General features: G+C 72.6%; 26 protein-coding genes. 13 read left to right on the forward strand and 13 right to left on the reverse strand.

Annotated features, from left to right (window positions below; all coding sequences use genetic code 11):
- Positions 1 to 62: 62 nt before the first annotated feature.
- The gene (locus AC3DE3_RS10130; RefSeq protein ID WP_488369869.1) at positions 63 to 1142 is read left to right on the forward strand and encodes a hypothetical protein; all 1080 of its coding nucleotides are present in this window, start codon (positions 63 to 65) and stop codon (positions 1140 to 1142) included.
- A gap of 42 nt (positions 1143 to 1184) precedes the next feature.
- On the opposite strand, the gene AC3DE3_RS10135 is transcribed toward AC3DE3_RS10130, so the two are convergent.
- Together AC3DE3_RS10135 and AC3DE3_RS10140 are read right to left on the reverse strand one after the other, a co-directional pair.
- On the reverse strand, positions 1185 to 2072 hold the full coding sequence (locus AC3DE3_RS10135; protein ID WP_488369870.1) for an oxidoreductase: 888 nt from the start codon (positions 2070 to 2072) through the stop codon (positions 1185 to 1187).
- A gap of 55 nt (positions 2073 to 2127) precedes the next feature.
- Positions 2128 to 2922: a MerR family transcriptional regulator gene (locus AC3DE3_RS10140; protein ID WP_488369871.1), complete on the reverse strand. Its 795-nt coding sequence runs from the start codon at positions 2920 to 2922 to the stop codon at positions 2128 to 2130.
- A gap of 136 nt (positions 2923 to 3058) precedes the next feature.
- Between AC3DE3_RS10140 and AC3DE3_RS10145 the strand changes: the two genes are divergently transcribed.
- Positions 3059 to 4624: a succinic semialdehyde dehydrogenase gene (locus tag AC3DE3_RS10145; RefSeq protein ID WP_260486364.1), complete on the forward strand. Its 1566-nt coding sequence runs from the start codon at positions 3059 to 3061 to the stop codon at positions 4622 to 4624.
- Positions 4625 to 4792: 168 nt separating this feature from the next.
- Here the strand turns inward: AC3DE3_RS10145 and AC3DE3_RS10150 are convergent, their stop codons facing one another.
- Together AC3DE3_RS10150 and AC3DE3_RS10155 are read right to left on the reverse strand one after the other, a co-directional pair.
- Complete coding sequence (locus AC3DE3_RS10150; RefSeq protein WP_488369872.1) at positions 4793 to 5401, reverse strand: copper resistance CopC family protein; 609 nt, start codon at positions 5399 to 5401, stop codon at positions 4793 to 4795.
- Positions 5398 to 6243 (reverse strand): DUF6474 family protein, encoded by an 846-nt coding sequence (locus AC3DE3_RS10155; protein ID WP_488369873.1) that lies wholly within the window; start codon positions 6241 to 6243, stop codon positions 5398 to 5400. The genes AC3DE3_RS10150 and AC3DE3_RS10155 overlap by 4 nt, the downstream gene beginning before the upstream one ends.
- A 111-nt stretch (positions 6244 to 6354) precedes the next feature.
- Here AC3DE3_RS10155 and AC3DE3_RS10160 point away from each other — a divergent pair, with 111 nt between their 5' ends.
- Positions 6355 to 8034, forward strand: a complete 1680-nt coding sequence (locus AC3DE3_RS10160) for a TM0106 family RecB-like putative nuclease (protein WP_260486367.1) — start codon at positions 6355 to 6357, stop codon at positions 8032 to 8034.
- Positions 8035 to 8311: 277 nt separating this feature from the next.
- A complete protein-coding gene (locus tag AC3DE3_RS10165) occupies positions 8312 to 9046 on the forward strand; it encodes a hypothetical protein (RefSeq protein WP_488369874.1) in 735 nt (244 codons plus the stop codon).
- Between the two features lie 110 nt (positions 9047 to 9156).
- On the opposite strand, the gene AC3DE3_RS10170 is transcribed toward AC3DE3_RS10165, so the two are convergent.
- From AC3DE3_RS10170 to AC3DE3_RS10180, 3 genes are all read right to left on the reverse strand, one after another.
- Positions 9157 to 9924: an SDR family NAD(P)-dependent oxidoreductase gene (locus tag AC3DE3_RS10170; RefSeq protein ID WP_260486369.1), complete on the reverse strand. Its 768-nt coding sequence runs from the start codon at positions 9922 to 9924 to the stop codon at positions 9157 to 9159.
- 77 nt (positions 9925 to 10001) lie between these two features.
- Positions 10002 to 12080: a neutral/alkaline non-lysosomal ceramidase N-terminal domain-containing protein gene (locus AC3DE3_RS10175; RefSeq protein WP_488369875.1), complete on the reverse strand. Its 2079-nt coding sequence runs from the start codon at positions 12078 to 12080 to the stop codon at positions 10002 to 10004.
- Between the two features lie 200 nt (positions 12081 to 12280).
- Positions 12281 to 12883 (reverse strand): superoxide dismutase, encoded by a 603-nt coding sequence (locus AC3DE3_RS10180; protein WP_260486371.1) that lies wholly within the window; start codon positions 12881 to 12883, stop codon positions 12281 to 12283.
- A gap of 159 nt (positions 12884 to 13042) precedes the next feature.
- Between AC3DE3_RS10180 and AC3DE3_RS10185 the strand changes: the two genes are divergently transcribed.
- Positions 13043 to 13489, forward strand: coding sequence for an NUDIX hydrolase (locus AC3DE3_RS10185; RefSeq protein WP_260486372.1), 447 nt, complete (start codon positions 13043 to 13045; stop codon positions 13487 to 13489).
- A gap of 10 nt (positions 13490 to 13499) precedes the next feature.
- Here AC3DE3_RS10185 and AC3DE3_RS10190 read toward each other — a convergent pair whose 3' ends face one another.
- Positions 13500 to 13703: a hypothetical protein gene (locus AC3DE3_RS10190; protein ID WP_260486373.1), complete on the reverse strand. Its 204-nt coding sequence runs from the start codon at positions 13701 to 13703 to the stop codon at positions 13500 to 13502.
- A gap of 74 nt (positions 13704 to 13777) precedes the next feature.
- On the opposite strand from AC3DE3_RS10190, the gene msrA reads away from it, so the two are divergent.
- Positions 13778 to 14455 carry a peptide-methionine (S)-S-oxide reductase MsrA gene (gene msrA, locus AC3DE3_RS10195; protein WP_488369876.1) on the forward strand — a complete coding sequence of 226 codons (678 nt, stop codon included), beginning with the start codon at positions 13778 to 13780 and terminating at the stop codon, positions 14453 to 14455.
- 148 nt (positions 14456 to 14603) lie between these two features.
- Here the strand turns inward: msrA and AC3DE3_RS10200 are convergent, their stop codons facing one another.
- Together AC3DE3_RS10200 and AC3DE3_RS10205 are read right to left on the reverse strand one after the other, a co-directional pair.
- Complete coding sequence (locus AC3DE3_RS10200; RefSeq protein WP_007629661.1) at positions 14604 to 14807, reverse strand: cold-shock protein; 204 nt, start codon at positions 14805 to 14807, stop codon at positions 14604 to 14606.
- Between the two features lie 201 nt (positions 14808 to 15008).
- Positions 15009 to 15377: a DUF488 domain-containing protein gene (locus AC3DE3_RS10205; protein ID WP_260486375.1), complete on the reverse strand. Its 369-nt coding sequence runs from the start codon at positions 15375 to 15377 to the stop codon at positions 15009 to 15011.
- 59 nt (positions 15378 to 15436) lie between these two features.
- Here AC3DE3_RS10205 and AC3DE3_RS10210 point away from each other — a divergent pair, with 59 nt between their 5' ends.
- The 4 genes from AC3DE3_RS10210 (at position 15437) to AC3DE3_RS10225 (ending at position 19209) form a co-directional block, all read left to right on the forward strand.
- Positions 15437 to 16279, forward strand: coding sequence for a DUF4328 domain-containing protein (locus tag AC3DE3_RS10210; protein ID WP_260486376.1), 843 nt, complete (start codon positions 15437 to 15439; stop codon positions 16277 to 16279).
- A gap of 3 nt (positions 16280 to 16282) precedes the next feature.
- Positions 16283 to 17113 carry a glycerophosphodiester phosphodiesterase family protein gene (locus AC3DE3_RS10215; protein ID WP_260486377.1) on the forward strand — a complete coding sequence of 277 codons (831 nt, stop codon included), beginning with the start codon at positions 16283 to 16285 and terminating at the stop codon, positions 17111 to 17113.
- A 71-nt stretch (positions 17114 to 17184) separates the two neighbouring features.
- Positions 17185 to 18096: a DUF5926 family protein gene (locus AC3DE3_RS10220; RefSeq protein ID WP_396119793.1), complete on the forward strand. Its 912-nt coding sequence runs from the start codon at positions 17185 to 17187 to the stop codon at positions 18094 to 18096.
- Positions 18097 to 18252: 156 nt separating this feature from the next.
- Positions 18253 to 19209: a DUF8176 domain-containing protein gene (locus tag AC3DE3_RS10225; protein ID WP_488369877.1), complete on the forward strand. Its 957-nt coding sequence runs from the start codon at positions 18253 to 18255 to the stop codon at positions 19207 to 19209.
- Between the two features lie 10 nt (positions 19210 to 19219).
- Here the strand turns inward: AC3DE3_RS10225 and AC3DE3_RS10230 are convergent, their stop codons facing one another.
- The 3 genes from AC3DE3_RS10230 to AC3DE3_RS10240 form a co-directional block, all read right to left on the reverse strand.
- Positions 19220 to 20728 (reverse strand): LCP family protein, encoded by a 1509-nt coding sequence (locus tag AC3DE3_RS10230; protein WP_488369878.1) that lies wholly within the window; start codon positions 20726 to 20728, stop codon positions 19220 to 19222.
- A 219-nt stretch (positions 20729 to 20947) separates the two neighbouring features.
- A complete protein-coding gene (locus AC3DE3_RS10235; RefSeq protein ID WP_488369879.1) occupies positions 20948 to 21829 on the reverse strand; it encodes a CPBP family intramembrane glutamic endopeptidase in 882 nt (293 codons plus the stop codon).
- Complete coding sequence (locus AC3DE3_RS10240) at positions 21810 to 22502, reverse strand: APA family fibronectin-binding glycoprotein (protein ID WP_488369880.1); 693 nt, start codon at positions 22500 to 22502, stop codon at positions 21810 to 21812. Before AC3DE3_RS10240 ends, AC3DE3_RS10235 begins: the two co-directional genes overlap by 20 nt.
- Before the next feature lie 67 nt (positions 22503 to 22569).
- Here AC3DE3_RS10240 and AC3DE3_RS10245 point away from each other — a divergent pair, with 67 nt between their 5' ends.
- The 3 genes from AC3DE3_RS10245 to AC3DE3_RS10255 are packed head-to-tail and all read left to right on the forward strand — an operon-like array spanning position 22570 to position 24691.
- Positions 22570 to 23109: a hypothetical protein gene (locus AC3DE3_RS10245; protein WP_260486383.1), complete on the forward strand. Its 540-nt coding sequence runs from the start codon at positions 22570 to 22572 to the stop codon at positions 23107 to 23109.
- Between the two features lie 20 nt (positions 23110 to 23129).
- Entirely contained in the window at positions 23130 to 24062 is a 933-nt protein-coding gene (gene pheA / locus AC3DE3_RS10250; protein ID WP_260486384.1) for a prephenate dehydratase, read from the forward strand.
- A complete protein-coding gene (locus AC3DE3_RS10255; RefSeq protein ID WP_488369881.1) occupies positions 24059 to 24691 on the forward strand; it encodes a histidine phosphatase family protein in 633 nt (210 codons plus the stop codon). The genes pheA and AC3DE3_RS10255 overlap by 4 nt, the downstream gene beginning before the upstream one ends.
- Positions 24692 to 24702 lie beyond the last annotated feature (11 nt).

The raw sequence follows: 24702 nt of genomic DNA on the forward strand, positions 1-24702 counted from the left end.
GTAGTACGCTCATCGGAGCGCGGGTCGCACAGGCCCGCCCATGCGACGAGAGGCTGTCCCCGATGCCCCAGACCCGTTCCGGAGTCCGGACCAGGCGCCTCGGCGCCGCTGTCACCGCCACCGTGTTGGCTGCCGTCGCGGCTCCTGCGCCGGGGTACGCCCAGGAGGAGTCCGGGTCGGGTTCGACGTTGCCCGCGGAGACGGGCAACAGCAGTGTCGACCAGCTGATCGGCCAGCTGCCCGAGGAGATCGTCATCGGCGGCGGGGCGCTCGGGTCCGAGGGACTGCGCGACACCGGCAGCGCGCCGGTGGCCGACGCCGGTCTGTCGCTGGGCCAGGCGGTCGGGTCGGTGGCGCCGCTCGAGGCGCTGGGGTCGGCGGGCGGGTCCGCCGCGGCGTCGGTGGCGTCCTCCGGGAGCCTGCCGGGGTCCGTCTACGCCAATCCGACCGGATCGATCGGGTCGGGCACCATCGGGCTGGGGTCGATCATGATCCCCGAGTACATCTTCCCTGTTCTGAGCGTGCAGCTCGCGGGTGGATTCTTCACCGCGCTGGGGGAGCGGCAAGAGGTCGGCGAGCTCTACCCGCACGAGTTGGACTTCTGGCACGGGATCGTCGAGGGGTCGGCCGAGGGCGGTGCCCTGCTCACCGACGCCGCGGACGCCGCGGGCACCGAGCTGCCCGGCGGGCTGGCGGGGAGCATCGAGGCGGTCCAGATCGCCGCGCTGGCGGACCCCCACGAGGAGAACGAACGTCGTCGCGCCGAGGCCGAGGCCGAGGCGGAGGAGGGGGCCGCTGAGGTCGCCGGGGTCTCCGAGCCCGACACCGCCGGTGCCGCCGACGGCGAATCGGGCGCGACGGGCGAGGGAGACGACGACGAGACCGGCGACTCCCCGGCCGGCGCGAACGGTCCCGCCCGCGATGGGCAGAGCGGAACCGACGGCGTGGGCGCCACCCTCGGCGCCGCGGCCACTCCGGTTGCCGCCGCCACGCCTGCGGGGGAGGCTCCCGCCGCGGCGGCGCCGTCGGCCCCCGCCGCGCTGGCCGTCACCGGCGTGGAGACCACCACGCTGGTGGGCGTGGCCGCCGTGACGGTTCTGCTGGGCGGGCTGCTGCTGGCCTTCGCTCGCCGGCGCGCGTAGGGCCCAGGCCTCGTCGTCGTCCCCCCGGGCGTCCCGGGGGGATCACCCCTGCGCGGTCATCTCCCGGCACCGGTCCCACAGCGCGGCGGCGACGTCGTGGTCGTGGGACGCCTTGGTGGAGTGCACGGTGGTGGGGTACCCGGTGAGTTCGCCGGGGCCGTCGGGGCCGATGTACGCGCCGCCCGGAACGGACCCCACGGTCGCCGCGTAGAGCTGCGGTAGGGCACCTCGCTCTGCCGGCTGCACCAGGAACGGGATCCTCTCGACGCCCTTCATGAGCAGGTCCTGCACGCGGCTGCCGCTGCGGTACTGCAGATTGGTCGCCGAGTACCCCGGGTGCGCGGCCACCGCCTTGAGCGACGACCCCGCGGCATCCAGGCGACGCTGCTGCTCGTAGGCGAGCATCACACACGCCAGCTTGGACGCGGCGTAGACCGGCATCGGCGAGTAGCGGCGGCGGGTCCAGTCCAGATCGTCCGGGTCCACCGAGCCGAAGCGGTGCATCATCGAGCCCAACCACACCACCCTGTCGGTGAGCGCCGGCGCGACGTGCTCGGTGAGGGCGAAGTGGCCGAGCACGTTGACGCCGAACTGCATCTCGTGGCCCTGCGCCGTGCTCGACCGCGGGATGTTCATCAGTCCCGCGTTGTTGATGAGCACGTCGGGTGCACGACCCGCGAGGAGCTCACCCGCCGCGTGTACGGAGTCGAGGTCGGCCAGATCCAGCTCCACGACCTCGGCGCGCTCCGGGTGCGCGAGTGTCGCGCGGGCGGTCTCGGCGCGGCCGGTGTCACGGCAGGCCATGATCACGCGTGCGCCCGCGTCGGTCAGCGCGCGGGTGGACTGCAGGCCCAGCCCGGAGTTCGCTCCGGTGACCACGAAGGTCCGGCCGGTCTGGTCGGGGATGTCGGTTGTGGTCCATCGGCTCATGCGGGCCAGCGTACGGCCGCGTACCGACATCGCCCACCGGCTCATGCGGACCGGCTCACTCCCAGGTGGCGGTGTCCGGGTCGACGCCGTGCGCCCGGGCGTTGGCCTCGACGGCGGCGACCAGCCACTGCGTCAGACCCGGCTCGTGCGCGTCGTACGTCGCGGCGAACCGTTGGTCCTCGACGTACATCCGCGCCAGGCAGACCTGCATCGAGTGCGTGCAGTCGTAGAACCGGGCGATCGAGGACCGGTGCCGCTCGGCCAGCGCGGCGGCCTCGGGCGAGGCCGGGTCGACGTCGGCGCGCTTGGCGGCGGCGAGGTCGGCGTTCAGCGCGTCACCCTCGGCCTTGACCCGCCTCCATTCCTCCTTGGACATGCGCGCCGTGCGTTCCTGCGACTGCGCCCACTGCGGGGAGTCGCCCCAGCGCTGCTCGGCCTCCTCCCGGTACTCCTCCTTCCAGTCCGTGCCGAAGATCTCGGCCCGGTCCTCCGGGGTCAGTGGTGCGTTCATATCGATCGCCTCCTTCATGCGGTCGACTGCGGAGACCATCTCCTGCAGGTGCGAGATGCGTCCGACCAGCAGCTCCCGCTGGCGGGTCAGGTGAGCCAGGGCGTCGGCCTCCGGGTCGTCCAGCAGCCCCCCGATCTGCGCCAGTGGGAAGCCCAGCTCGCGGTAGACCAGGATCCGGTGGATGCGGGCGACGTCGTCGTCGTCATATACCCGGTAGTCCGACCACGTCCTGCCGCTCGCCGGCGCCAGCCCGATCCGGTCCCAGTGGTGCAGGGTCCGGACGCTCACGCCGACGAGCGCGGCGACCGCACCTACGGTGAGCCCGTCTCTCGTCGTCATCCCTCCAGCATCTCTCACATCCACGAGCGTGGTGCCTGACGCGACGTCAGGGTCAAGCCCGGGATCCGGCGACCGGCGGGCGGGGAACCGCGGCAGGCGGTACCGCTCGTCCTTACCCGCCGGTAACATCTGGGCCATGACCCGACCCGCGCCCCGTGTGTACGACCGTCTCCGCGACCTCGTCGCGATCCCCGAGTTCCGGGCCGACCCCTCGAGCCGCCCGTCGGCGGTGATCAACGAGGTCTTCACCGGCGAACCGCTGGCGGAGATCCCCGTGGGCACCGCCGACGACGTGACCGCCGCCGTCGACCGGGCCCGGGCCGCGCAGGTCGCGTGGGCCGAACGCGACATCTCCGACCGCGTCGCCGTGATCACCCGGTTCGCCAGGCAGGTCATGCGCAATCGCGGCGAGCTCATGGACATCGTGCAGGCCGAGACCGGAAAGAGCCGCGCCTCCGCGCAGGAGGAGGTGCTGGACTGCCTCATCACCGCGCGCCACTACGCCCGGACCGCACCCGGCCTGCTCGCCCCCAAGCGGGTCCAGGGCATGCTGCCGGGTCTGACCAAGGCCGTGGTGCGCCGCCAGCCCAAGGGCGTCGTGGGCGTGATCGCCCCGTGGAACTACCCGCTCAACCTCGCCGCCACCGACGCGCTCGCCGCCCTGCTCGCGGGCAACGCCGTGGTGATCAAGCCCGCGTCCATCACCCCGTTCTGCGCCCTCGCCGCCGCAGACATGCTCTACCAGGCGGGCCTGCCGCGCGACCTGTTCCAGGTGGTGCCCGGTTCGGGTGGGACCGTCGGCGGCGCGATCGTCGAGAACGTGGACTACCTCATGTTCACCGGATCCACCGCCACCGGCCGCACGCTGGGCCGCCAGTGCGGCGAACGCCTGATCGGATTCTCCGCGGAACTCGGCGGGAAGAACGCCATGATCGTCACCGCCGGCGCCGACCTCGACGAGGTGGCCGAGGTCGCCACCCGCGCGTTCTTCTCCAACTCCGGTCAGCTGTGCATCTCCGTGGAGCGGGTCTACGTGGAGCGGTCCGTGGCGCCGGAGCTCATCGAGAAGCTCTCCGCACGCGTGCAGGCCATGAGCGTCGGACCCGGCTACGACTTCGAGGCCGAGATGGGCAGCCTCATCTCCCGCGACCAGTTGGACACCGTCTCCGCGCACGTCGACGACGCCGTCGCCAAGGGTGCCCGGGTCCTCGCCGGCGGACGCGCCCGGCCCGATCTCGGACCACTGTTCTACGAGCCCACGCTGCTCACCGACGTGCCCTCCGACGCGACCTGCTACGACGAGGAGACCTTCGGCCCCGTCGTGTCGATCTACCCCGTCGACTCGGTCGAGGAGGCGATCGCCGAGGCGAACGACACCGAGTACGGGCTCAACTCGTCGGTGTTCGCCGGATCCGACGCCGAGGGCGAGCAGATCGCCGCGCGTCTGCGGACCGGCACCGTCAACGTCGGCGAGGGCTACGTCGCCGGCTGGGGCTCGGTGGCGGGTCCGATGGGCGGCATGGGCGCCTCAGGGGTGGGGCGGCGCCACGGTGACGAGGGACTGCTCAAGTACACCGAATCGCAGACGATCGCCACGCAGCGGGTCATGCACATGGGCGGGCCGTCGTTCCTGCCCCGCAAGCGGTGGCAGCAGTTGCTCGCGCCCGCCACCGACGCGATGCGCTTCCTGCCGGGGCGGTAGGCGGGCGGCGGGCGCCGGCGCGGGCGGCCGCTGCCCCGGTGGCCTGCGCGTGGGGAATGTACGTTTCAGCGGGGGTTGCGCTGGGGGAGTGGACCAAAGAGGGCTCGTAAGCCGAAGGCGCCCGGGGCCGCGAGCGAGCCCGCCCGGGGCCGGGAGCGACCCCGCCCGTCAGTTCCCGCGGCGCAACAGCACGAACGCGCCGCCGATGAGCAGGATCGCCAGACCGCCGACGACCCAGATCGCGGGGTTGGTGCCGGACTCCTCGCCCGAGGTCTCGTCGGAGACGTCCGCCTCGGCGTCAGCCCCGGAGGCGCCGCTACCTGCCGTCGCCGACGCCTCAGCCGCGGTCTCGCCACCCGCCGCCCTCGCATCCGCGTCCCCGGCCCCGCCCGCCACGGTGAAGACCGACGATCCGCTCACCACGTGCCCGTCGGACGAGGTCACCCGGTATCCGACGGTGTAGGCGCCGGGCTCGAGATCGTCGAGTTCGACCGTGACGGTCTCGCCCGCGACGGAGGGGTCGCCGACCACCCGGTTGGTCCGGTCGTCCCCGGCGGTCACGGCGACCGAGGCGAAGTTCTGGTTGATCTCCTCGTTGAAGGTCAGGACGATCTCGCCGGGTGGGGCGCCGAGCTCCGAACCGTCCTGCGGGACGACGGAGGTCAACACGGAGTGCGCGGCGGCGGCCGGCGCGAGCACCACTGCGGGGGCGGCCGCCCCGCCGATGAGGGCGGCCGCCACCGCGATGGAGGCCATCCGCCCCCGGAGCGCCGTCACGCCTTGACGCCCAGGCGGGCGAAGATGTCCTTGTTGATGCGGTCGAGCTCGCCGGAGATAGACGAGTGGATCTCGCGCCGCTGTGCGGTGGGCGTGGTCTCGGCGGTCTCGACCGCCGTGCGCAGGTCCGTGAGTCGGGCCCGGCTGGAGGTGATGAAGTCCTTGACCTCCCGCTCGCTGCCGCGGCTCACCTCGAGCTGGTCGAGGGTCTGCTCGAGGCGGACGATGCGCACGCCGAGTGCGGCACCGGGGCCGGTGGCGTTGATGCCGGCGGCCTCGAGGTCCACCCCACCTGGCCCGGTGGGCTTGCCCGGCGACCCCTGGGCGTTGGAGACGGCCTTGTAGACCATCGGCAGCAGCACCGGGGTGGCGACCTTGGCCATGTTCAGCCACCGCTGCAGGTCGTCCTTGTTGAGCTTGGTGCCCTCGAGCTTCTTCAGCTCCATCTCGGCGAGCTGGTACTCGTGCTTGCGGCCGGCGGAGTCGATCTTCTCGGCCAGCTTGCGGTCCTTGGCCAGTAGCTTGGCCTCGCGCTTGATGGTGGCGCGCTCCTGCTTGGCGTGGACCTTCTCGTTCTTGCGGTTCCGCTTGGCGGATCTGCGGTCGAGCTTGTCCCGCTTCTCGGCGCGCTTCTCCGCGCGGCGGGCCTTGCGGTCGGCGTTCTTGCGCTCGAGCTTGGCGCGCTCCTTGGCCTCGGCCAGCTCCACGCGGTGGGCCTCCTTGGCCTTCTTGCGCGTCTCCTTGGCCGCGAGCTTGGCCTCGGTCATGGCCGTGGACTTGAGCGCCGAAGCATGGGCGCGGAGTTCGGCACGCTTGTCGCGGTAGGTCGTCAGCTTGCCCATGGGCGTCGATCCTTCTCTCGTCGCGGACATCAGGACTCCAGCCTAGGCGAATCGGGTCGCAACGAGGACCGGACCGTCGCGCGGGGCGCGGCTGGTCCATGATGGATGGCGATGGAGGACGCCGGGAACACCACGTACCGGGCCCCCGACGTGACGGTGGTGGGGCCGGCCTCGGGGGCCAGATGTCTGCACCGTGTGGCCCGCGAGCGTGACGCCCGACCGGGGTGGTGGCGGACGGCGCCGCTCGACGAGGGCGTGCGGCTGCGGGCCATGGCGGCGGCGGATCGTCGCGCGGGTCTCCGGGAACGGGCGCTGCGGGGCGCGCGCCCCGATTCCACGGTGGTGGACGTCGTGGGGGATCACTGGACGGATCTGCCGGGGGACGTCCCGGGTGACGACGACGAGAGGGCGACACTCCGGGCCCTGGCAGACGGGGCGACCCTGGTGTGGGGCGCGGCTCTTCCCGCCGATCCGCCGAGTGGCCGGGCGGGCCTCAGGTGCACCCTGGCGGCCGTGCCCGGCGGCGGGTACGCGCCGGTCCTGGTGGTCAACCACAAGGTGGTCGACCCGCGGCGTGGCAGGGGGTCCGCGACGGCGACGGTCACCCGGTTGCTCGACTGGGCGCCCGCGCCGGATCCCACGCTGCGGGTGCGGCGTCACCCCGCGGACCTGGACCGGCTCGTCCACGCGTGGCGGTTGCTCGAGTCCGTGGGCCACGCGGCGGGGTCCCCGGTCGGTGCGGTGCTGGGGTTGGGGTCGGCGCGCGCGGTGGTGCACGACCTGGGGCCGGTGCTCGACCCGGCCGACCGCACCCACGCCACGCGGCTGGCGGTGGTGCGGGGGGAGCTGGACACCGCGCCCAGCCGGATCGGCGAGTGCCGCACCTGCCCCTGGTGGGAGGGCTGGGATGACCGGGACGGGCCCGTCGAGGGGTGTCGCGACCGGCTCGTCGCGGACGATGACGTCAGCCTCGTCGTCGGCGGGGGGCATGTGGGACCCCTCCGGGCGCGGGGGATCCGGACCGTGGCGGACCTGGCGGAAGCCGGACCGGAACGGCCCACGGACTGGAACGGCGAGCCGTTCGCGGACGCGGTCCGGCGCGCGCGGGCGCACCGGGACGGCGAGGTCGTGGTGCCGAAGGTGGCCCGGCCGAGCATCCCCCGCGCGGACATCGAGGTGGACGTCGACCTCGAGAGTCACCTCGACGACGGCGCCTACCTGTGGGGGACCCTGCTCACGCTGAGGGACGGGCGCCCCCTGGAGGCCGAGGAGTACAGGCCGTTCGCCACCTGGGCCCGGTTGCCGGATCCGGACGAGGGGCGCTCGTTCGCGGAGTTCTGGCGCTGGCTCACCGGGATCCGCGACCGGGCCGCAGGGCAGGGGCGCACGTTCCGGGCGTACTGCTATTCCCGGTCGGCGGAGAACGGGTGGATGCTCTCGTCGGCGAGCAGGTTCGGCCCGGAGGGCACGGTCGTCGTCGTCAAGGGGGTCCCCTCCGTCGCCGAGGTGCGGCGCTTCATCTCCTCCCCGCTGTGGGTGGACGTCCACGAGGCTGTCTCCACCCAGTTCGTCTCGACCTCCGGCCTGGGACTCAAGGTGGTCGCCCCGGCCGCCGGGTTCACATGGCGTGATCCCGAGGCCGGGGGCGAGGCCTCGCTCGGGTGGTATCGCGACGCGCAGGCGGCGAGGGGTGTCGAGCGAGATGCCGGCCGGAATCGCATCCTCACCTACAACGAGGACGACGTCCGGGCGACGCGCGCTGTACGCGAATGGATCTCCCACTTCGTGTGATCGCCGTGCTCCGATCGACGGCCGACCGGGCCCGTTGATCCTGTGCCGGGCGGGCGGTCGGTGATATGCGCAGTGGGTGAGCGGATTTCGGCACCCTTCCCTAACTAAGATTTAACTGAGATCTCGCCGTTCATCTCCTGAATACACGGATAGGGTGAGGTTCGGGCCGATGAACCCCGTTCTCGTAACACCGTTCTCGAGTCCCATGAACCCCGCCCGGGGTGGGTCGGCCACGAGCCTCCGCGCCTGGGAACCCCTTTCCACACGAGGAGACGCAATGACGTTCACCACCCGCAAGGCCGCTGCCGTCGCAGCCGCGGCTGCCCTGGCACTCTCGGGCGCCACCGGCGTCGCCGCCGCGCAGGACGAGGCGACGGGCAGTCTCGACCTCGGAAGCCTCGTCGGCGGCTCGGCGGAGGGCAGCACCGAGTCGGCGGGTAGCGGGGAGTCGGCCGGTAACGGGTCCGTTCCCCAGGACCTGGGTTCGCTCATCCTGGATGCCAACGCCACCGGTGAGGGCTCCCTCGACACCTCGGGTTCGGCGCTGCTCGGTGAGCCCTCCACCGGTTCGCTCGCGCCGCTCGCGGGTTCGGTCGCCCCGCTCGCGACCGGCTCGGTCGACATCCTCACCCCGGCAGACGGCACGGGTTCGGTCGACACCTCGGGTTCGGCGCTCCTCGGTGAGCCGACCACCGGCTCGCTGGCCCCGATCTACGCGCCGATCGCCGGCTCGCTCGGAATCGGCGAGGGTGCCACCCTCGTCCTCGGCTCCGACGCCGGATCGCTGCCGGGCACGGGCTCGCTCGTGCCCGCGACCCTGGGCCTCGGCTCCGTGGCCGCGATCGGCGCCGGCGTCTACTTCCTGCCGGAGATCCACGCGGCGCTCACCGCTGCCGGCATCGCCCTCCCGCCGCTGCCGCCGCTGCCGTGGGCCCCGGCCCCCGGTGCCGCACCGGCGCCCGCGCCGGCTCCCGGCCCGGTCGGTGACCAGGCGGACAACGGTCGCGGCTGACCCCGGGTCACATCGACTGACGCAGGCGCAGCACTGAGGCCCGCCCCCTGCGAAGGGGGCGGGCCTCGGTCGTTGCCGGCTCGGACCCGTACCCGGGCCCGGTCGGGCTGTTAGCGCGGCGCCATGCGCAGGGCGCCGTCCATGCGGAAGCTCTCGCCGTTGAGGTAGTCCTGCTCGACGATCGCGTTGGCCAGCTGCGCGTAGTCGGACGGGCGGCCGAGGCGCGACGGGAACGGGATCGCGGCCTCGAGGGACTTCTGGAACTCCTCGGTCAGACCCTTCAGCATCGGGGTCTCGATGGTGCCCGGGGCGATGGTGTTGACGCGGATACCGAACTGCGCGAGGTCGCGCGCGGCGCAGATGCCCATCGAGTACACGCCACCCTTCGAGGCGGCGTAGGCGATCTGGCCGACCTGGCCCTCGTAGGCGGCGACGGAGGCGGTGTTGATGATGACGCCGCGCTGGCCGTCCTCGTCCACGGTGTCCTGGGTGGACATGGCCTCGGCGGCCAGGCGCAGCACGTTGAACGTGCCCACCAGGTTCACCGAGATGCAGGTCTGGAACAGGTCGAGCGCGTGCACGCCCTTCTTGGAGACGATGCGGGCGGCCGGGGCGATGCCGGCGCAGTTGACCACCACGCGCAGCGGGGCGGCCTCGGTGGCGCGGGCGATGGCGGCCTTGACGTCGTCCTCGCTGGTGACGTCGGCGGCGATGAGGGTGATGCCCTCATCGATGCCCTGCTCGACGGCCTTGTCGATGGACTGCTGGAGGTCGAGGCCGAACACGACCGCGCCCTTTTCGGCGAACGAACGCGCGGTGGCGTTGCCCAGGCCGGAGGCGGCACCGGTGACGATGACGGAAGCACCCTTGATGTCCACGGGCGATGTCCTTTCTGTTGACGACGCAAGCACTAGGAAGTGCAAGCATTAACGTCTCCAGTGTCCCAGACCGGTCGTCAGCGCACGTCGAAGGCCGGGCTCTCCCCCCTAACGGGGAACAGGCGCCCGTCGATCCCGCGGCCCGACGCCGTGTACACCACGCGGTACGCGCCGGCCGGGGTGCCCGGCGGGATGTCCCAGGTGATGAGCGCGTTCGTCACGGTGAGCAGGCCCTCGAACACGATCATCGTGGACCAGTCGCCGTCGTCGTGGACCCGTACCCACCGGTCGCCCTCCCGGCGCTCGACCGCGAGGTAGGTGTCTCCGCGGCGCAGGTCGGAGTTCGGGTGGGTCCCGCAGAACCGGACCAGCACACGCTGGCCCACGCGGTACTCCGCGAGCGGCGGGTCCAGGACGTCGCCGAAGTTCTTGAGCGGCGCCGGGGTGTCGACGAGCGGGTTGCCCAGTGGCGAGACCGGGATCTGTCCGGTGAGGTCGCGTTCGGAGGTGCCCGGGTCGAGCGGGGTGCCCGCGCGCATCGAGCGGGCGAGCTCCGCGGCCGTCTGCTGGATCGCGGGCAGGGTCCACGGCCCGAAGATCGTCGCGCCGCCCTCGTAGTTCTGGGCCGAGTACTCCTCGGGCGTGGTCACGTAGTGGCCGTAGGCGTTGGAATACCCCTGGACGGTGACGTGGTCCTCGGGCACCCCGAGCTCGGAGGCCAGAGTGCGGCGCAGGCGCAGCCCCGCGACCACGGTCGGCTCGAACCCCAGGGTGAACAGGTAGTGCCCGCCCAGGCGTACGAGGTGGAACGGGTACACGCGCTGGACGGCCTGCGGTACCAGGCCCACCGGAAGCAGCACGTCTTTGGCGCCGTGGGCCTCGCGGAGCCAGGCGGGGATCACCACGTCGGTGATCGCCGCGATGACCGGGTTACCACCGCGGTCGCCCTCGGCGAACGGCAGTTCGTCCCCGCCGCCACCGTCCTCCTGGCTCCCGGAGGCGAATGACGCCCCGAGCGCGGCCACCGCCGTCCGGTGGGTGCGCCCGTCGCCGGTGAACTCGGGCCGCACCTCGACCGCCGACATGTCCACCCAGCGGTGCCTCACGTCGATTCCGCTGCCGAGCGGCCGGATTCCCTTGCCCACCTGGTCGCGCGCGGCCGCGAACTGCCGCTCGCCGATGATCCGGGTGTTGAGCCACTCGTCGGGCGTCGGGCCCAGGCCGGGGGCGAGGTGGAGGTTGGGGCTCACGTCCCCGGGGTTGGTCTGGGCGAACGCGGTGACCAGCTCCGGCGTGCGGCCGTCGAGGTAGTCCTGCCCGGCCACCTCCCGCTCCCAGTGCCATGCGGCGAAGCCCTTGTTGTCCGAGGACGCGATCGTGTTGTGGGAGGTCATCGAGGTGGCGTGGACGCCGAACCAGTTGAGCACGCCCACGAGCCGGCCGTCGCGGGTGATCTGCAGCGACTGCGACCGCGGATCGATCCCCTCGGGGAAGTGCGCGCGCTCCTCGGGGGCGTCGCGGTCGAAGGAGCCGCGGGAGCGTTGGACCCCGGCGTCGTGGAGGGTGCCGGTGGTGACACCGACGCTCGACGGCGCGAGGTCGTGGTGGGCCATCCGTGCGGCGTCGACGATCCCGGAGACATTGGCCTCGAACGTGACCGGCCGGAAGCCCAGCATCGACAGGTCGACCATGGGGTGGCCGGACGTCCCACCGGGCGCCACGTGGGTGTGAGTGGCGGTGATGACCACGTTGCCCTCGTGGTAGGTGTCGCCGAACTCGGCGGCCAGCCGGCGCAACACCTCCTGCTGGATCGATTGGAAGACGAGGCCGATCTCGGCGGTGACGTGGAGGAACCGGGGCGACGACGGCGAGTCGGCAAAGACGAAGGCGCGGGCCCGCTGACGCAGGTGCAGCCCGACGGAGAGCTGCTCGGTGTCCGCGTACCCGTTCATGCCCGCGCCCAGCGGCTCTCCGGTCATGTCCCCGATCCCGCGGCCGACGTACATGTCCGTGGACTGGCCCGCGGCGACGGCCGGGAGGAGCGACTGCAGCGCGGCGACCCCGCCGAGTGCGGCGGCCCCGCCCAGGACGGCGCGGCGGTTGACGGCCATCCGGCTGGCGGACGTTCGGCTGGCGGTCATTCGGTTGGCGGACATCGACTCTCCCCGGGTGCACGTATCGCGGTGACTCGCATCCCCGCATCGGGAAGTGACGCTACCCAAGTGGACGCTCGTCCGGGGAACCCTCTGTGGGCCGGGCGGACGAGCCGGGCGACAGACGAGCAGCGGCCCGGGTGGGGAGGTCCCCACCCGGGCCGCTGCGAGCTCTGCTGAGCCGTGAGGCGCTAGGCCGGTGTTCAGCCCTTGGCGGCCGCGTAGCGCTCGGCCACGTCCGCCCAGTTGATGACGTTCCACCAGGCCTTGACATAGTCCGGCTTGACGTTCTTGTACTGCAGGTAGAAGGCGTGCTCCCACATGTCCAGCATGAGCAGCGGGGTGATGTTGATCGAGATGTTGCCCTGCTGGTCCGTGAGCTGCTGGATGATCAGGCGCTGCCCGATGTGGTCCCACCCCAGGACGGCCCAGCCCGAACCCTGCAGGGTCGTGGCGGCGGCGTTGAAGTGGGCCTGGAACTTGTCGAAGGAACCGAACTCGGCGTCGATCGCGGAGGCCAGCTCGCCCTCGGGCTTGTCGCCACCGTTCGGCGACATGTTCTTCCAGAACACGGAGTGGTTGGTGTGGCCACCGAGGTGGAAGGCCAGGTTCTTGCTCAGCAGCGGGGCCTTGGCGGCGATGCTGCCGTCCTCGCGGGCCGCGGCGAGCTGCTCGATGGCGTCGTTCGCGCCCTTGACGTAGGTCGCGTGGTGCTTGGAGTGGTGCAGCTCCATGATCTCGCCGGAGATGTGCGGCTCGAGAGCGCCGTAGTCGTAGTCGAGATCGGGAAGAACGTACTCGGCCATAGTGGAGTGTCCTTTCAGTTGGGTGGCGGGCTGCGCGCGGGATTCCCCCGTAACGCCCGTCACGACGTCCACCTCCACCATAGTGATCCGGCCACCGGCGCGTCGGGCCGCGCGAGCGCCCGTCCACACCGGATCTCGTGGCCTGCCATGATCGGGATCGTGGATCACTCCGATACGTCCGCCGCCCCCGGCATCATCTCGGTCTCGGCGGTGGTGCTCACCCGCCCCGACGGGGCGGTGGCGACCGTCCGCAAGACGGGCACTCGTCGCTTCATGCTCCCCGGCGGGAAGTGGGAGGCAGGGGAGTCCCCCCTGGAGTGCGCCGTCCGCGAGATCGGCGAGGAACTGGGGGTGTCCGTCGCCCCCGGCGAACTCACCTTCCTGGGCCGGTTCGACACCGCCACGGCCAATGAGCCCGGCTTCTCACTGGTGTCCGAGGTCTTCGCCGCGGAGGTGGACGGTAGTCAGCGCCCCTGCGCTGAGATCGCGGAACTCCGGTGGGTCTCCGCCGCGGCGATGGCCGACGTGGCGACGCTGCCGGAGGACGACTGTGCGCCGTGGGCCCCGCTGCTGGTGCGGGTCGCCCGCGACTGCCTCGCGCGATGAACGTCCCTGGTCAGACCACGAGCAGCGCGATGAGGACGATCAGCAGGGTCAGGGCGACGACGACGCTCGCGCGGACGTTGCGGCGACGGACGTGGTCGCTGCAGCCGGAGCCCTCGAAGGGCTGACGCGGGTCACCGTCGAAGATGGCGCGCAGACGCTGTGCGGCGGGCTGTCCAGAAGTCACGTCGAGCTCCCCCTCGGTCGTACTGGCCACCACCCTAACCGTGTGTATGGGATAGGTCACAACACGTTCCGATCACGACCGGGATAGAGGGTTACCCTGGCGGCATGGGCTGGCTACAGGACGCGATCAGACAATCCGCAATGCGTACGGCGAGCACCGTCGTCGACGCCGAGGCGGCTCTCCCCGGCCGGGCCGACCCGGTCGCGGTGGCACCGGCGAACATCGTCACCGGGAATCCGATGGTCCCGCCGTTCCCGGAGGGTCACGAATCGATAGTGCTCGGTATGGGCTGCTTCTGGGGCGCGGAGAAGGTGCTCTGGCAGCTCGACGGAGTCTGGACCACCGCTGCCGGCTATGCCGGCGGTTGGACTCCGAACCCCACCTACGAGGAGACCTGCACGGGCGCGAGCGGACACACCGAGGCCGTCCTGGTGGTCTTCGACCCCGAGGTGCTGCCGGTGGAGAAGCTGCTGGCCACGTTCTTCGAGTGGCACGATCCCACGCAGGGGATGCGCCAGGGCAATGACATGGGCACCCAGTACCGCTCGGCCGTCTTCACCACCACGCCGCAGCAGCTGGAGGCGGCCCGCCGGATCGCACAGGGCTACCAGAAGGAGCTCGACGCCGCCGGCCACGGACCGCTGACCACCGAGATCGGCGCGCTGGAGGAGGTCCGGTCCGGCACTTTCTACTACGCCGAGGACTACCACCAGCAGTACCTGGTCAAGAATCCGGGCGGCTACGACTGCCATGTCCGCAGCGGCGTCGCCTGCCCCATCTGACCGGGCGCTCCCGCGTCTGACCGGGCGCGGGAGCGGATTCCCGCACCGCCGAATCGGGCGGAACGGAAATACGAGAGGGCCCGGCAGGATCTCTCCTGCCGGGCCCTCTTGCTAATTCCGAAGGACGTCAGATCGCTCTGACGTCAGATCACATCGGGGTGATGTTCTCCGCCTGCAGGCCCTTGGCGCCCTGCGCGACGTCGAAGGAGACCTGCTGGTTCTCCTCGAGCGAGCGGTAGCCCGAGCCCTGGATGGCGGAGAAGTGGGCGAAGACGTCGGCCGAGCCGTCGTCGGGGGCGATGAAGCCGAAGCCCTTGTCAGCGTTGAACCACTTAACGGTGCCGGTAGCCATATTGGCGTCCTTTCGAGAGTCGGTACCCCGCTTGTCGGGATACCAGGTGCTGCAGCAGAGAGCGTGCTGTGTGTTTCCCTGCGGTGCCGCACTGCCCTCTCTCAAGGACGGTGGATCTACAGAAATACAACGAACGATTTCAACTACTGAGAACGACCATACACACGCAGTCGCGTTCCGTCACCCCTGATGTGACGACGGCTACATGTGCTGCCTGATCTCGTCCGCCAGAACGAGGGCGTGGTTGTGCCCGGTGTCCCTCGCCGCATAGGCCAGCACCAGGTCGCCGCGGGCCGCAAGCGTCGCCAGGCGGTCCACCTCCCCGGCGGCGGGCTCGCGTGACAACTCCTCCCGATACCTCTCCGCGAAGTGCTCGAAGTCCAGTTCACCGCGGTGGAACTCGCGGCGCAGGTCGGCGGACGGAGCCACGTCCCTGCACCATTCGTCGTGATCGAGGGAGTCCTTGCGCACGCCCCGTGGCCACAAGCGGTCCACGAGGACGACGTGGCCACCCGCCGGATCGGCCTCTCCCGAGACGAGGTCGTGGACACGCAGGCAGCTCACCGACATGACCCCAGGCTCCGGCACACCGCCGTCCGACGCCACCCGGCTGTGCCAGCATGGTCGCCATGACCACACCGCGGCGGCAGGGACAGTGGCGTTGGGTCGCCCACCCGCCGTGGCGCCCCCCGACACCCGTGGCGCGGCCGCCCGTCCCGCGGCACCGCACCGGGCCGGCGTGGGGAGACCGCACCCCGGCCTATTCCGCCACCCCGCGGTGGGGACTGCCGCCGGTCGCGGTCCCGCGCCGGCTCACGCAGCCGGCCGGCCCGGCGCCCGCGCGGCTGGCCACCGCCGCCCCCGGCATCATGCGGGCGGCCGGCGCCTGGTTCCTCGCCACCGCCGTGGCCCACGGACTGAGATACCTCGCTCTGGCCTGGTACGCCGACCGGCTCGCACCGTGGTGGCTCGAGGCCCTCACTACCGCTCTGGTCTGGGTGACCGGGATCGTGGCGATCGCCGTGGGGGTCGCGGCGGCGGTTACCGCGACGGCCTGGCTCGTGGAGACACGGCGGCGGGCGTACGCACCGGTTCGGGACCCCCGGTCACGGGCGGGCCTGTGGGTGGGCGGTCTCCTCGTCGTCGTCAACTTCTTCCGCCTGCCCGTCTACCTGGAGGAACTGCGCCGGGTGTCGACCCGCGCCCCGTCCCGGTCCGATCTGAGGCGCTGGTGGGTGGCCTGGGCGGTCAACGCGCTGGCGGTCGCGGCCGCCCTGTGGCGCGGTGGCGGCGAGGGCGCCCAGGCCGCCGCCGACACCGTCCTGCTCACGGCCCTGGCCGCGCTCGCCGCGGTGTGGGCGGCGCGCGAGACCCGGGGTGTCATGAGGAGTTTCAGTGCCCCTTCCCCGCGGTTCACGCGCAGGTTCATCGCGGCGGGGATCGTGGAGGCGTCCGCAACCCGGAAGGATTGAGACGTGACGGTCCACGCGACCACCCACCTGCCCTCGCCCGTCTCCACGCGCAGCGGGATCGTCGCCCACCGCGGCGCCTCCGCGGAATACCCCGAACTCACCCAGGTCGCCTTCCGGCAGGCCCTCGAGCAGGGTGCCGAGGCGCTCGAGGTGGACGTCCGGCTCACCGCCGACGGCGTCCCCGTCCTGCTCCACGATCCGCGCACGTCCCGCGTCGCGGACGAGGACCTCTGGGTCCACGCGAGCACCCTCGAACAGATCTCCGCACTCGATGTGGGGTCGTGGCACCCCGTGCACCGCGCCCCCGAGCCGGTGCTCACGTTGCGCAGCTTCCTCGTCATGGCCGAGGCGTACCCGGACGTCCGCCTGTTCCTCGAGACGAAGCACCCGGTGCCGTCCGGCGGCCGGGTCGAGACCGCGCTGTACGACGAGTTGAGGTACTTCGGCCTCGACCGGGCCGCGTCGTTCGCCGACTCGCGCGCGGTGATGATGAGCTTCTCGGTCACGGCCGTGCGGCGCTTCCGCCGGCTCGCCCCGGACGTGCCCACCGTGCAACTGCGCGAGCGCCGGAACGTCCTCAAGTCGTGGCCCGCCGAGGGGTTCGGAGCCCAGTTGATGGGCCCGAGCATCGGGGCGCTGCGGGCGCGGCCGTGGCTGGTCGAATACTGGCGGTCGCGGGGGATGGGCACCTACTGCTGGACGGTCGACGATCCCGCCGACCTGCTGCTGTGCCGCGACCTCGGGGTGGACTGGGTGGGCACAAACGTCCCGTCGCGTGCGCTGACCGTCCTCGACGGGGGCGCGCCCCGGCTCGAGGGACCCGCGCGCGGCTGACCGGCGGGTCCCGTGTGGTGCGTCTCCGCCGCCTGTGCGGGCGGTCGTCGGAGGCGCACCGTATCGTGGTGATCGTGGGTAGACGCAATCGGAACAACGAGCCCAAGTCCGGCGGCAACCGCCAGGCCAAGATCGCCGCACGCGCGGCCGAGCGTGAGGAACTGAGCGTCGAGCCACGGCCGTTCGCCGGGTTCGCCGGGGAGTGCGACATGGTGGCGATGCGCGAGTTCGTGCCGTCGGCCACCGCGCGGCTCACCACGGTCGACGGAGGTCGGGACGTCACACTGGCGACCGTCCTGCCCGGCGCCATCGCGGGCCTGGTCCGCGACGAGCAGCTCGGCGGTGAGGCCATGGTCGGGCTGCAGGTGCAGGTCCACGGGCCGGACCCGGCCGTCGACTTGGCGTACGCGGTGGACTGGGCGTCCCGCGCCGGTGGCGGGGAGACGCTCACCTCGTCGCACCCGACCGACTCCACCCCGGCCCTGGCCGACGTGATCGTCGCCGATGCGCCGCTGGAGATCGTCGTGCACGACGACTTCTCGTGGTGGGTGGCCGAGGGCGTGGAGGTCGCCCCGGAGATCGCGCAGGCGGTCCGCAACGCCAACGAGGTCATGATGCCCTCGGCGCGCGTCACCGCCGACGGCATCGAGGCCGCCTGGTGGGTCGACGCCGGTGAGAAGGCACACATCCGCTGGGTGCGCCCGGAGGACGAGGACGAGCTGTTCGAGGCCCTCGCCCGCGTGCACGCCGCCGGTGGGCTCCATCTCGGTGAGGGATCCCGTTTCGCCGGGTCGTTCCGCACCCACGGGGTGCTCGTGCCGGTGTTCGACCTGGACCGCGAGATGCACCACCAGGAGTGGGCGCCGGGGCTGCAGGTGCTCGACGCCGCGCTCCGTGAGGCGCTCGCCGACGACACCCCGCTCACCTCGGACGAGCGCTCCTCCCGCGACGGGCTACGCGCCCGCCAGGTGACCCTGCGCTGACCCGGCGCCCGGCGCCCGCCACTGCCGAGCCGCCGCGCTCCGCGCGGTATCACTCCCCGGTCCGGCGCGCTGGCCTCTAGGATCCTCTCCGATACGACCGCGGTCGCGCATGACGCGATGAGTCGACCCGGAGCGGGGTTAAGGGGGTGGGGCGGCGTGGCGGACGGGCCGAGGGCGGGCGACGACGACGAGGCGCCCCGTCTCCCGGAGGTGACGGTTCCGCCGTGGCTGCGGACCGGGCCGACCCCCGACCAGTCGATCCCCGGCGGACCCGCGGCGGGCCGGTCGGCCGGCGCAGCCACCGGTCCGGATTCCGCGCGGGCCGGGTCGGGCGAGCAGGGGTCCCGGCGGGATGGCCCGCCGCCCACCCGGATCACCCTGGGTGCAGCCGGCGGTTCCGACCCCGGCCGGCCGACTCCCGCCGCGACCGGTGGGACCCGGTCGCCGGGGCCCGTCGGCACCCGCCCCCCGGTCGGGGACGACCCGACACCCCTGGCAGTGCCGGTCGGTTCCGCTAATGGTCGACGCGAGGCCGACGACCTGTCCACCCTCACGCTCGGCACCCCGGCCGGGGTCCCGGGTCGGGCGGACGACGAGGTTCAGCCCGTACCTGCGGTAGTCGACCGTCGTCCGATGAGGATCGTCCTGCTCGCCGCCGCCGGCGTCGCGGTGCTGGGCGGATCGGCGGTACTGGGGTACATCGTGGCCCGCGGGGCCGTCGGCCCGGCGACCGGGGAGGTCGCCGGCTGCCCGGAGGTGTCCGAGCCCGGCCGGGTGGTGGGTTCCGGACCGGGCTCGCTCGAGACGCCGGCCGGAGCGGTGCTGGCCTTCGACCACTCGTACTACGTGGAGCGTTCCGCGGAGAAGGCCTTCGCCGTGGTCGCTCCGTCCAGTCGAATGACCGTGGAGCAGTTGCGCGTCGACGGGGTGGAACAGGTCCCCGAGGGCACAGGCCACTGTGTGGAGGTGCGCGAACTGTCACCCACCCTGCTGGAGGTCGACCTCACGGAGTACCCGCCGGGGGCGGACCCGGTGCTCATCAGGCAGCGTGTGCGGGTGGCCGAGAACCCGGACGGCACGTGGGGGATCGTCTCCATCACCCCGGCCGGCTGACCGTCGTCGCTCACGGTCCGGCGTCGAGGTACTCCGGTCCCGGGGTCCGCCCGGAGGCGACCGCGTCGAAGAATCCGGTGGTCGTGGGGCCCCACACGAGGTAGGACCCCACGGACCCGGAGGACATCCCGTCGTGTGGCGCGGTCACGGTGAGCGGGTCCCCGCTGAGCCTGCGCATCACCATGGCGAGGTTCCAGATGTGGTCGCCGGTGTCCACGGTGACGGCCTCCGCCGCCGAGTCCAGCAGCGGCACCGCGGTGAACGGGTTGAGCAGGTTCCCGGGCGAGAGCGTCTTGCGCATGAGCGCGCCGAGGAACTGTCGCTGGTTGCGGACGCGCTGGAGGTCCTGCTCGGCGAAACCGTAGCGGGTGCGTACGAAGCCCAGGGCCTGCGGGCCGGCGAGGGTCTGACATCCGGCGGCGAGGTCGAGGCCCGCGAGCGGATCGCTGATGGGCTCGTCGATGCAGATGTCCACCCCGCCCACGGCGTCGACGATCCCGGCGAACCCGCCGAACCCGATCTCCGCGTAGTGGTCGATCCGGACGCCGGTCTGCTGCTCCAACGTCTGGGCGAGCAGGGGCGGTCCGCCGAAGGTGTAGGCGGCGTTGAGTTTGTTCTCGCCGTACCCGGGGACGTCGACCAGCAGGTCGCGGGGTAGCGAGATGAGCATCGTCCGGTCCCCGCCGCGGGGGGTGTAGACGAGCATCATCGTGTCGGTGCGCTTGCCGCCGGCATCGGACTCCGAGCCGGTCGACAGCTGGGCCTGTTGCTCGGCGGTCAACCCCTCCCTCGAGTCGGTGCCCACGAGCAGGGTGACGGTGCCGGGCGTGTTGCCGCCGCGCCCCGGGTAATCGGTCAGTGCGTCGATCCGCTGCAGTTTCGAGTCCGCCCACAGGACGCTGACCACTCCCAGCGTGAGTACGAGGACCAGCACCAGGCCGAGGATCCGCAGCGGTCCGATCCGTCGCCGTGGCGTGCGGCGCGTGCGGCGTCCTCCCGACGGCATCCCGGAGGCCCCACGCGCAGGCCGACGGTCGGGTCGCCGGCCGCGCCGGTCGACGGGCTCGCGGTAGGGGTCGCGCGTGCCGCCCCGGGCGGCCGACGGCTGCCTCGGGTCGCGAGGGTCGCGAGCGGCACGGGGGTCGCGTGGGTCGCGTGCGGCCCGGGGGTCGCGTGCCGCCCGCGGATCGCGGGGGTCACGTGCGGCCCGGGGGTCACCGGCGGAGCGCGGATCTCGTGCGGCACGGGGGTCCGCTGGGTCGCGGCGGTCACGTGCGGCGTACCGCGCCCGTTCCTCCGGGGACAGCGGCTCGGGCTGCTGTCGCGGTTGGTAGCCGGTGCGACCCACCGGCCGCTCACGGCCCGGGGTGCGCGGGGCCCGCCGGGCGGCCGGGTCGGGCCGGCCCGACGCTTCGTGCGGAGTGCCGGGGTCGGCGTAACCGCGGCGCTCGCGCGCGCGTCGCCGGAGCTCGGCGGCCTCCTCCGGGGTGAGGTGCCGGCGCCTGGGGTCGTCGGTCATGGGATCGGACTCTACTTGGCGTGCCCCGCGGTCGGCGGGTCCCACGGTCCCGGCGGGACCAGCGTCACAGCCGCGGGGGCCGCCCCTCTGCACCGGGATGCGCTGCCTCTATGCACGCATTTCGGCCAGGTGCGCTGCCGGAATGGACCATTCGGGACGCGCAACCCGGGGCGGTGGTGGGCGCGGAGCTGTAGCTTGCGCGGAGCGACGGCTGGGCCGTCACAGCCACGACACGTGCGGGGCGAGCAGCGCGTAGCCGAGGAACGCGACCACGTCGAGCAGCGTGTGCGCCAGCACCAGGGGCCACAACCGACGGGTCCGCATCCACCAGAGGGCGAACACCACGCCCATCGCGAGATTGCCGAGCCCCCCGCCGAACCCCTGGTAGAGGTGATACGACCCGCGCAGCAGCGCGCTCGCGGCCAGGGCCAGAACGGGCGGCACCCCCAGTTGGCGCAGCCGGACGAGCAGGTAGCCCACCACGAGGATCTCCTCGGCGGCACCGTTCCCGGCAGCGGAGAGCACCAGCACGACGGGCCGCCACCACGTCTCACCCAGGCCGGACGCGGACACCTGCAGATTGACCCCTGCGGTGACCGCGCCGACGTACAGCGCCAGGCCGGGGATGCCGATGACGGCGGTCAACGCCAGCCCCCACGCCACCTGCCGCCCCGGACGCGCGCGGGTCAGCCCGATCGCCCGCGCACGGATCCCGGAGTGCGCGAGCAGCACCAGCGGGAGCAGCGCCCACGCCAGCAGCCGCAGTACCCCTAGTGCCTGGTAGGACAGGTCGAGCCAGGAGTGCTCGGAGCGCGAGACGTTGAGGGCGGCGGTCTGCTCCGCGAGGTCGGCGGGCGCGAGCAGCGCGGAGACCAGGTCGAGCACGGCGTAGGCGCCGGACAATCCGAAGGTGACGGCCAGGACGACGACGAGCTCGGCCGTCACGAGCCGGCGGACACGGGGGTCGGTGACCGGGTCGAACCGAGCCGTGTACCGGGTGAACGCCTCGCCCGGCGAGAGAGTGCGAAGGAGTCGTCCCGCGCCGGATGCGGGCGGCGTCGACCCGCTCACCCCGACCTGCTCACCGGGGGAGCCGGACATGATCGACGATCCGGTCCATCCACCGGATGCCGGGTGCGGACTGCTGAGAGGTGGTCACGTACGCCACCCACCAGCGGCGCCCCTCGGAACCGAAGACGGCGGTGTAGACCAGCCCCCCGGAGTCCTGGTCGGCGCTCCCGTCCGGGACCACCACGTAGGAGATCGCGGCGCCCGTGCCCGCCTCGTTGTCCACGGGAACGGTCCGTTGTTCGTCACGGGTCCCGGCCACGCCCAACACGTACATCTGGATGGTCTCGGCGAGCGCGGTGGCGGCCCCCTGATCGTCGGTGACGGCCGCGGCGGCGATCCCGGACTCCAGGGGCCCGGCGAGGATGCGGGTGTCCAGGGCCCGACCGGTGCCGACAGGTCGCATCTGCACGGTCCCGAAGTCGGGGTCGCCGCTCACGCGCCATCCGACCGGCACCTGCAGCTCGAGCCCCGAGTCCCGGTCGACGTGGTACGCACCGTGCAGGGTCGAGTCCCTGGGCAGCACCGACGCGGGGTTGGTGGCCACGGCGATCACGAGCAACCCGGCCAGCAGGGCCAGCGCCACGTGGACGGTCCGCGGTCCGCGCTTCTCCTCGGGCGTGAGGTGGGAGGCGTCCGGGGCGTCGTCCGGGGCGGGGGCGTAGTCGGCCGCGTACTCGGGCACGGGGGAGTCGTCGGTACCCATCGGGGAGAGCGTAGCAACGCGCGGGGCGTGATCCCGGGGCCCTCGCGAGGGGTGTAGACCTGAGGTCATGACGGTGTCGCTCGAACTGCTCGGTCGCGGTCCCTCCCGGCCGGATCTCCTGGACGACCTCGTGGTGGACGAGGAGTCGATGGTCCCGGCCCTGACGAGGTGGTCGGCGCCCGTCCCCGTGGCGGTGGATCCCACCTCCGACACGCGTCTGCCCGATCTCGACGCGGTCGCCGAGGTGCTCGCCGCGGGCACCCCCGCGGTCGTCGACGTCGCCCCCGGGCTGGCCGGGCCGGGCCCCGCCGCCGATCAGCTCGCGGACCTGCTGGCCGTGGCCGCGCACTCCGGGGTGGGGTTCGGTTCCGGGCTGGTGCCCCGCTGTGCCGACGCCGGCGAGGTGTGGGCGATGCTCGCCGGGGCGGTGGCGGCCATGACCGGGGCGGACGTCCGCGATGCGCTCGCCGGACCGGACCCGGCCCGGCTCCTGGGCCTGTCGAGGTCGGCCCGGGAGGCGATCCGCGACGTGATCACGTGCGTCCTCGTGCCCGACGGGCGGGTCGACGCCGTCTCGGCGGACCTCGCGTCCGTCGACGCCCCCTGACGCTGGCTAGGCTTGTCGTCGTGGTCACCGTCGCCTACCTCGGCCCGCCCGGCACGTTCACCGATGCCGCCCTGCACCGACTGCGCACCGACGTGCGCACCTCGACGCTGCTCGGCGACGCCGAGGCGGTCCCCGCCGGCACCCCCGACGAGGCGCTGGCGATGGTCCGCGCCGGCACCGCCGACTACGCGTGCGTCCCGTTCGAGAACTCGGTCGACGGCACCGTCAACCCGACCAGCGACGCACTCGCGGTGGGGGACCGGCTGCAGATCTTCGCCGAGACCGAGCTCGACGTGGAGTTCTCCATCCTGGTGCGGCCCGGCACCACCGCCGCCGACGTCCGCGTCCTGCGGACCCACCCCGTCGCCGCCGCGCAGGTCCGCCGCTGGGTGGGCGTGCACCTGCCGCAGGCGCACATCGAGACCACCTCCTCCACCGCGGCCGGTGCCGAGGAGGTCGCAGCCGGCACCGCCGACGCCACCGCGGCCCCCGCGCGGGCCGGTGAGATCAACGGACTGGTCGCGCTGGCCGAGAACGTCGCCGACGTGGGCGGTGCCCGCACCCGGTTCGTGCTGGTCGGTCGCCCCGGCCCGCCGCCGGCGCGCACCGGCAGTGACCGGACCTGCGTGATCTTCGGACTGCCCCACGAGCCCAATTCCCTGGTCCAGGCGCTCACGGAATTGTCGATCCGCGACATCGACCTCACCCGCATCGGCTCCCGACCCACCCGCGTCGAGCGGTTCACCTACCTGTTCCACGTGGACCTCGTCGGCCACATCGAGGACCCGGCGGTGGCCGAGGCGCTCGTCGCCCTGCGCCACCGGACCGCGGACCTGCGCTACCTCGGGTCGTGGCCCGTCGCGGACGGTGACGAGGCCGGCGCCCCGCCGCCGGACCGCGCCGCCGAACTCGACTGGTTGGACCGCCTGCGTCGCGGGGAGGACGCCGGGTGAGCGCCCGCCTCCACCTGGTCCGCCACGGACAGACCCCCTCGAACGTCGCCGGTTCCCTCGACACCGCCCTGCCCGGGGCGCCGCTCACCGACCTCGGCCGCGACCAGGCCCGGCTGGTGGGGGAGGAGCTCGCCGGCTCGGGGATCAGGCCGTCGGTGGTGCTCAGTTCCGAGGCCGCGCGTGCCCGTGAGACCGCCGGGCTCATCGCCCGGGAGATGGCGCTGCCCACCCAGGCCGTGCCCGGCGTCCACGAGGTGCAGGCCGGCGACTACGAGATGCGGACCGGGACCGAGGCGCTCCTGGCCTACAACCGGATGGTGCGCGACTGGCTGGAGAACGGCGACCTCGACTCCCGGCTCCCCGGCGGCGAGAGCGCCCTGGACGTGCAGGACCGCGCCATGCCGTTGATCGCCGAGCTGCGCGAGTCGTACCTGGACAACGCGGTCGACGTGGTGCTGGTGGTGCACGGCACGCTCATGCGGATGCTCGCGGTGTTCGCCGGGGCCGTGCCGTCGCAGTGGGCGCTGGACAACCGGATCCCCAACTGCGGGGTCATCGAGCTCGCACCGGACGGCGGCGGCTGGTCGTGCGAACGGTGGGGCGACCACCCGGGGCGGCCCGGCTACTGATCGCGGCGGGT

The organism is Dietzia sp. IBK-p2-16D (genome assembly GCF_057773085.1).